This window comes from Mesorhizobium sp. M2A.F.Ca.ET.039.01.1.1 (genome assembly GCF_003998035.1).
Taxonomy (GTDB): domain Bacteria; phylum Pseudomonadota; class Alphaproteobacteria; order Rhizobiales; family Rhizobiaceae; genus Mesorhizobium.
Window position 1 is genome coordinate 1 of record NZ_RZRY01000384.1, and the last position, 6,105, is coordinate 6,105.

A 6,105-nucleotide genomic window follows, 5' to 3' on the forward strand; every position below is an offset into this window, starting at 1 on the left:
GAAAAGGAACTTGTGCATGACGCCGTGGCGCTCCCCGATGGCCTCGATGGTGCGATCGATCAGCCCGGCATCGACGAACGGGCGCACGGCGTCATGCACAAGCACCTTTTCGGGTGCCTGGTCCCTTAGCGCGAGGAGGCCGAGCCGGACGGAGGCCTGGCGCGACGGGCCGCCGATAACAGTGATGAGACGTTCGGCGTGTGCCCCCGCGGCGCGTTGCAACAGCTCGGCATCGTCGGCGTGGATGGCGACAACAACCGGGCCGATCAACGGATGCGAAAGAAAGATATCCAGAGTATGGGCGATAACGGCACGGCCGCCGATGCGCTGATATTGCTTCGGACCGTCGGCCTGACCGGCGCGCGCGCCACGGCCGGCGGCCACGATCACCACTCCGATCCCGCCGCCTGGGGACGCCGCTTGCTTTTCGCTTGCCTCGCTCATTCCGATCGGTCCTAGTCGGGGTGATGGCCGAAGGCCAGCATTTTCCAAAATGCGCCTTAATGTGACGTCATTGCGCGTTGCACAACGCCACACTTCTGGCTAGAGAATGTGCAACGATCGAACATGCTTGGTTTTTGTGCATGGCTGAACTGACCACATTGGCATCGCCACTCGATGTCGGCGGGGTAAAAATCCGCAATCGGGTTTTCCTCGCGCCGATGTCGGGCATCACCGACGAGCCGTTCCGGCAGCGCGCCCACGCGCATGGCGCGGGGCTGGTCGTGTCGGAAATGGTGGCGAGCGGCGAACTGGCCAAGGGCAGGGCGGGCTGCGACCTGCGTATACGTCATTCCGGCCTGCCGGTACATATGGTGCAGCTGGCCGGCCGTGAGGCCGCCCATATGGGCGAGGGCGCGCGAATCGCGGCGGGCGAGGGCGCCGATATCATCGACATCAACATGGGCTGCCCGGCGAAGAAGGTGACCGGCGGCTATGCCGGTTCGGCGCTGATGCGCGACCTCGACCATGCACTGTCCCTGATCGAGGCGGTGGTCGGCGCCGTCTCGCTGCCGGTGACGGTCAAGATGCGGCTGGGCTGGGACGAAAGCGCTCTCAACGCTCCGATGCTGGCGCGGCGCGCCGAACAGGCCGGCGTCAGCATGGTGACCGTGCATGGCCGCACGCGCTGTCAGTTCTACCAGGGCAGGGCCGACTGGCGCGCCATCGCGCGCGTCAAGCAAGCCGTGTCGATTCCCGTGGTGGCGAACGGGGATGTCGGCTCGCCTGAGGAAGCAGCGGCGATCCTCGATCAATCCGGCGCCGACGCGGTGATGATCGGCCGCGCGCATTATGGCGCGCCATGGATCGCCGGCGGTATTGCGACGGCCGCGGGCGGCGCAAAGACACAGGGCATTCCACTGACGCCGCAAGAGTTAACCGATTACGTCGTCTCGCATTACGACGACATGCTCGCGCTCTACGGCGTCGAAAGCGGCCTGCGCCAGGCGCGCAAGCATCTCGGCTGGTATCTTGACCGCCATGCTCCAGGTGTTCGCGCCGAGCAGCGCAAACGTATCCTCACATCGTTCGAACCGGCGGAGATCGTCGCCGAATTGCGCCGCGTATTCACCGACAGCTTGCCGTTGGACAGCCTGCGGAGCGCTGCATGAAGGCCAATGCCCCGCAGCAGGTGGCGGACGCCGCCAACATCGTGCTCAACACCATCCGCCGCCCGGTGATCATGGTCGATCCCGACGGCTTCATCACTTTTGCCAACGCGGATGCCGAGGATTTCTTCCGCTCCAGCGCGACCATGCTTGCCCGCAACACGCTGTCCAAGCTGGTGCCCTTCGGAAGCCCGCTGCTGACGCTGGTCGACCAGGTGCGCGAGCGCCGTGCGCCGGTCAACGAATACCGCGTCGACGTCTCGTCGCCGCGCCTCGGCATCGAGAAGATGGTCGATCTCTATGTCGCTCCTGTGCCGGAGTTTCCGGGTTCCGTCGTCGTGATGTTCCAGGAACGGTCGATGGCCGACAAGATCGACCGCCAGATGACGCATCGCGGTGCTGCGCGCTCCGTCACCGGCCTGGCCGCCATGCTGGCGCACGAGATCAAGAACCCGCTCTCCGGCATCAGGGGCGCGGCCCAGTTGCTCGAACTCTCGGCTTCCGACGAGGACCGGGCGCTCACCCGCCTGATCACGGACGAAACCGACCGCATCGTCTCGCTGGTCGACCGTATGGAAGTGTTTTCCGACGAGCGGCCGATCGAGCGCTATCCCGTCAACATTCACGTCGTTCTCGACCACGTGAAGGCGATCGCTAAGAACGGTTTTGCTAGGCGAATCAAGATCTTGGAGGAATATGATCCATCACTGCCTCCGGTCTTCGCCAACCGTGACCAGCTGATCCAGGTCTTCCTCAACCTGGTCAAGAATGCTGCCGAAGCGATCGGATCGGATCCGCAGGGGGAGATCGTGCTGTCGACGGCTTTCCGTCCGGGCATCCGCGTTTCGGTGCCTGGAACGCAGGACCGCGTCTCGCTACCGCTGGAATTCTGCGTGCATGACAACGGTCCCGGCGTATCGGAAGACATCCTGCCGATCCTGTTTGATCCGTTCATCACCACCAAGCCGAATGGTTCCGGCCTCGGGCTCGCGCTGGTCGCCAAGATCGTCGGCGAGCATGGTGGCATCATCGAATGCGATTCGACCGCGCGGGGCACCACGTTCCGCGTCCTGATGCCGGCCTGGAAGGAGACTTCGCCCGGCTCAGGCGATGAAGCAGAAGGAGACCGCAAATGAGCGTTCGCGGCAATATTCTGGTCGCCGACGACGATGCGGCCATCCGCACCGTGCTCAACCAGGCGCTGTCGCGCGTCGGCCACGAGGTGCGCGTCACCTCGAACGCCTCGACCCTGTGGCGCTGGGTGGCGGCTGGCGAAGGCGATCTCGTCATCACCGATGTGGTGATGCCGGACGAAAACGCCTTCGACATGCTGCCGCGCATCAAGAAGGCGCGGCCCGAGCTGCCGGTCATCGTCATGAGCGCCCAGAACACCTTCATGACCGCCATCCGCGCCTCCGAGACGGGCGCCTACGAATATCTGCCGAAGCCATTCGACCTCACCGAGCTGCTCAACATCGTCAACCGGGCGCTATCCGAGCCGAAGCGGCCGAAGCTCGACGCCCGCGGGGAGGACCAGCCGGAAACGATGCCGCTGGTCGGCCGCTCCGCCGCCATGCAGGACATCTACCGCATGCTGGCGCGCATGATGCAGACCGATCTCACGGTCATGATCAGCGGCGAATCCGGCACCGGCAAGGAGCTGGTGGCGCGCGCGCTGCACGAATATGGCCGACGCCGCGGCGGCCCGTTCGTGGCCATCAACATGGCGGCGATTCCGCGCGACCTCATCGAATCGGAACTGTTCGGCCACGAGAAGGGCGCCTTTACCGGCGCGCAGAACCGTTCCAGCGGCCGCTTCGAGCAGGCCGAGGGCGGCACGCTGTTCCTCGACGAGATCGGCGATATGCCGATGGAAGCGCAGACCCGGCTGCTTCGCGTCCTGCAGCAGGGTGAATACACGACGGTCGGCGGACGCACGCCGATCAAGACCGACGTGCGCATCGTCGCGGCCACCAACAAGGACCTGCGCACGCTGATCAATCAGGGCCTCTTCCGCGAAGACCTGTTCTATCGCCTCAATGTTGTGCCGCTGAGGCTGCCGGCGCTGCGCGAGCGTTCCGAGGACATTCCCGACCTGGTGCGGCACTTCTTCAAGCAGGGCGCCAGCGAGGGCCTGCAGACCAAGCGGATTTCGTCCGGCGGCATCGAGCTCATGAAGCGCTATCCCTGGCCGGGCAATGTGCGCGAGCTGGAAAACCTGGTGCGCCGGCTGGCCGCCCTCTACTCGCAGGACGAGATTTCGTCGGAAATCATCGAGTCTGAGCTCAAGACCGGCGAGAGGCCAGTCGTGCCGGACGGCGGCGCGCTCATTCCCGACGATCTGTCGATCGGCCAGGCGGTCGAGCATTTCCTGCAGCGCTATTTCGCCTCCTTCGCCGGCGAATTACCCCCGTCGGGGCTTTACCAGCGCATTCTCGCCGAGGTCGAATATCCGCTGGTGCTGGCCTCGATGACGGCGACGCGCGGCAACCAGATCAAGGCGGCGGAGCTTTTGGGGCTCAACCGCAACACGCTGCGCAAGAAGATCCGCGAGCTTGGCGTCAACGTATACAAGTCGTCCAGGCAGCCATAGCGCAGCCTCGTGCTTGCAATAATTGGCGAATTGACGGGGGAAAGATTTCGTCCTCGGCCACACTTGTTGCATAATCGCCACAATGCGTTGCATACATCCGACGCAATGACCGACTCTGTACCGCGATATGGCAGCTGAGGCTCCGACCCTGAACCAACCGCTTTTCAGCCAGGCTGGCACACGTGACGGCCGACGGCTGCTGGCGCTGCCCGGCGTGGTGGCCATCGCCGGCGCGGTGATCACGGCGGCAATCTCGTTTGCTATCCTGGTCGGCGCAACGCCGATCGCGCCGACCGCCGACACGACCTGGGCCCTGGTCGCGGCCAATGCCGTCTTCGTTCTGTTCCTGATCGCGCTGATCGCCCGCGAGGTGCGCCGCATCGTCCTGGCGCGGCGCCACGGCAGGGCCGCCTCGCGGCTGCATGTGCGCATCGTCGCGATGTTCGCGCTGGTTGCCGCAATCCCGGCCATCATGGTGGCGATCATCGCGTCGATCACGCTCGACATCGGCCTTGACCGCTGGTTCGAGATCCGCACCAAGACGATCGTCAACTCGTCGTTGTCGATCGCCGACGCCTATGTGCAGGAGAACGCGCGCAACCTGCAGGGCACGACATTGTCGATGGCATACGATCTCGATGCCTCGCGCACGCTCTACGGCCTCGACCGTAGTGGTTTCCTCGATCTGTTGAACAAGGAAGCCGTTGGCCGCGGACTGGCGCACGCCGCCCTGATCAATCCTGACGGCTCGTTCGTCATGAAAGCCAAGACCGACGCCGACTTCGCCATGCCTGAACCGCCGGCGGGCGCCGTCGACACCGCGGCGGCCGGCAAGCCGGTGCTGATCGAGCCGCGCACCCGCAACATCATGGGCGCCATCATCAAGCTGCGCGAGATCGAAGGGCTTTACCTCTATACGATCCGGCTGGTCGATCCCGACGTCATCAAGGCGCGCCAGATCGTCAAGGGCAACACCGATGAATACCGCAATCTGGAGGACAACCGGCGGACCTCGCAGGTCGCCTTTGCATTGCCTTACCTGTCGCTCACGCTGATCATTATCCTGTCGGCGATCTGGACCGGCATCGCCGTTGCCGACCGGATCGTGCGGCCGATCCGTCAGCTGATCGGCGCCGCCGACGAGGTGGCCACCGGCAATCTCGATGTCGCCGTGCCCGTGCGCCAATCCGACGGCGATGTCGCCTCGCTCGGCGAGACCTTCAACAACATGATCCTCGAGCTCAAATCGCAGCGCAACGAGCTCCTTTCGGCCAAGGATCTGATCGACGAGCGCCGGCGCTTCTCGGAGGCGGTGCTGGCCGGCGTCACCGCCGGTGTCATCGGCGTCGACCCCTACGGCATCATCACCATCGTCAATCGCTCGGCCGAAACCATGTTGGCGATTTCGGCAAGTGCGACGCTCGGCCAGAACCTTTCGGCGGTCCTGCCCCTTGTCGGCCGGGTCTTCGAGATCGGACGCCAGTCGGGCAAGCCGGTCTACCGCGAGCAGGTAACCTTCTTCCGCGCCGGCCTGGAGCGCACCTTCAACGTCCAGGTCACCGTCGAGTCCAGCGACGACGGCGAGGAAGAGAAATCCTACGTGGTCACGGTCGACGACATCACCGATCTCGTCCAGGCGCAGCGCTCTTCGGCCTGGGCGGATGTGGCGCGGCGAATCGCGCATGAGATCAAGAACCCGCTGACGCCGATCCAGCTCTCGGCCGAGCGCATCAGGCGCCGCTACGGCAAGGTCATCACCGAGGATCGCGAGGTCTTCGACCAGTGCACCGATGCCATCATCCGCCAGGTCGAGGACATCGGCCGCATGGTCGACGAATTCTCGGCCTTCGCCCGCATGCCGAAGCCGGAGATGAAGGCGATCGATCTGCGCGAGTCGCTGCG

Annotated in this window: 5 protein-coding genes; 4 read left to right on the forward strand and 1 reads right to left on the reverse strand. The window is 64.6% G+C overall.

All coding sequences use genetic code 11. The features are described from left to right. Positions 1-444, reverse strand: a 444-nt coding sequence (locus tag EOA24_RS24485; protein ID WP_148669977.1) for a 2-C-methyl-D-erythritol 4-phosphate cytidylyltransferase, incomplete at its 3' end; no start/stop codon positions are given. A gap of 140 nt (positions 445-584) precedes the next feature. Here EOA24_RS24485 and dusB point away from each other — a divergent pair. From dusB to EOA24_RS24505, 4 genes are all read left to right on the forward strand, one after another. Next, positions 585-1,613: a tRNA dihydrouridine synthase DusB gene (gene dusB, locus EOA24_RS24490; protein ID WP_126082759.1), complete on the forward strand. Its 1,029-nt coding sequence runs from the start codon at positions 585-587 to the stop codon at positions 1,611-1,613. After that, positions 1,610-2,746, forward strand: a complete 1,137-nt coding sequence (locus tag EOA24_RS24495) for a nitrogen regulation protein NR(II) (protein ID WP_126082758.1) — start codon at positions 1,610-1,612, stop codon at positions 2,744-2,746. Before dusB ends, EOA24_RS24495 begins: the two co-directional genes overlap by 4 nt. Beyond that, positions 2,743-4,203 (forward strand): nitrogen regulation protein NR(I), encoded by a 1,461-nt coding sequence (ntrC, locus tag EOA24_RS24500; RefSeq protein WP_126082757.1) that lies wholly within the window; start codon positions 2,743-2,745, stop codon positions 4,201-4,203. Before EOA24_RS24495 ends, ntrC begins: the two co-directional genes overlap by 4 nt. A gap of 127 nt (positions 4,204-4,330) precedes the next feature. Beyond that, a partial coding sequence (locus tag EOA24_RS24505; RefSeq protein WP_133374593.1) for a PAS domain-containing sensor histidine kinase occupies positions 4,331-6,105 on the forward strand: 1,775 nt, incomplete at its 3' end.

Excerpts from the sequence above, each read along its gene's own strand:
- dusB (WP_126082759.1), top strand. The coding sequence starts at position 585 with ATGGCTGAACTGACCACATTGGCATCGCCACTCGATGTCGGCGGGGTA.
- ntrC (WP_126082757.1), top strand. The coding sequence starts at position 2,743 with ATGAGCGTTCGCGGCAATATTCTGGTCGCCGACGACGATGCGGCCATC.
- EOA24_RS24495 (WP_126082758.1), top strand. The coding sequence starts at position 1,610 with ATGAAGGCCAATGCCCCGCAGCAGGTGGCGGACGCCGCCAACATCGTG.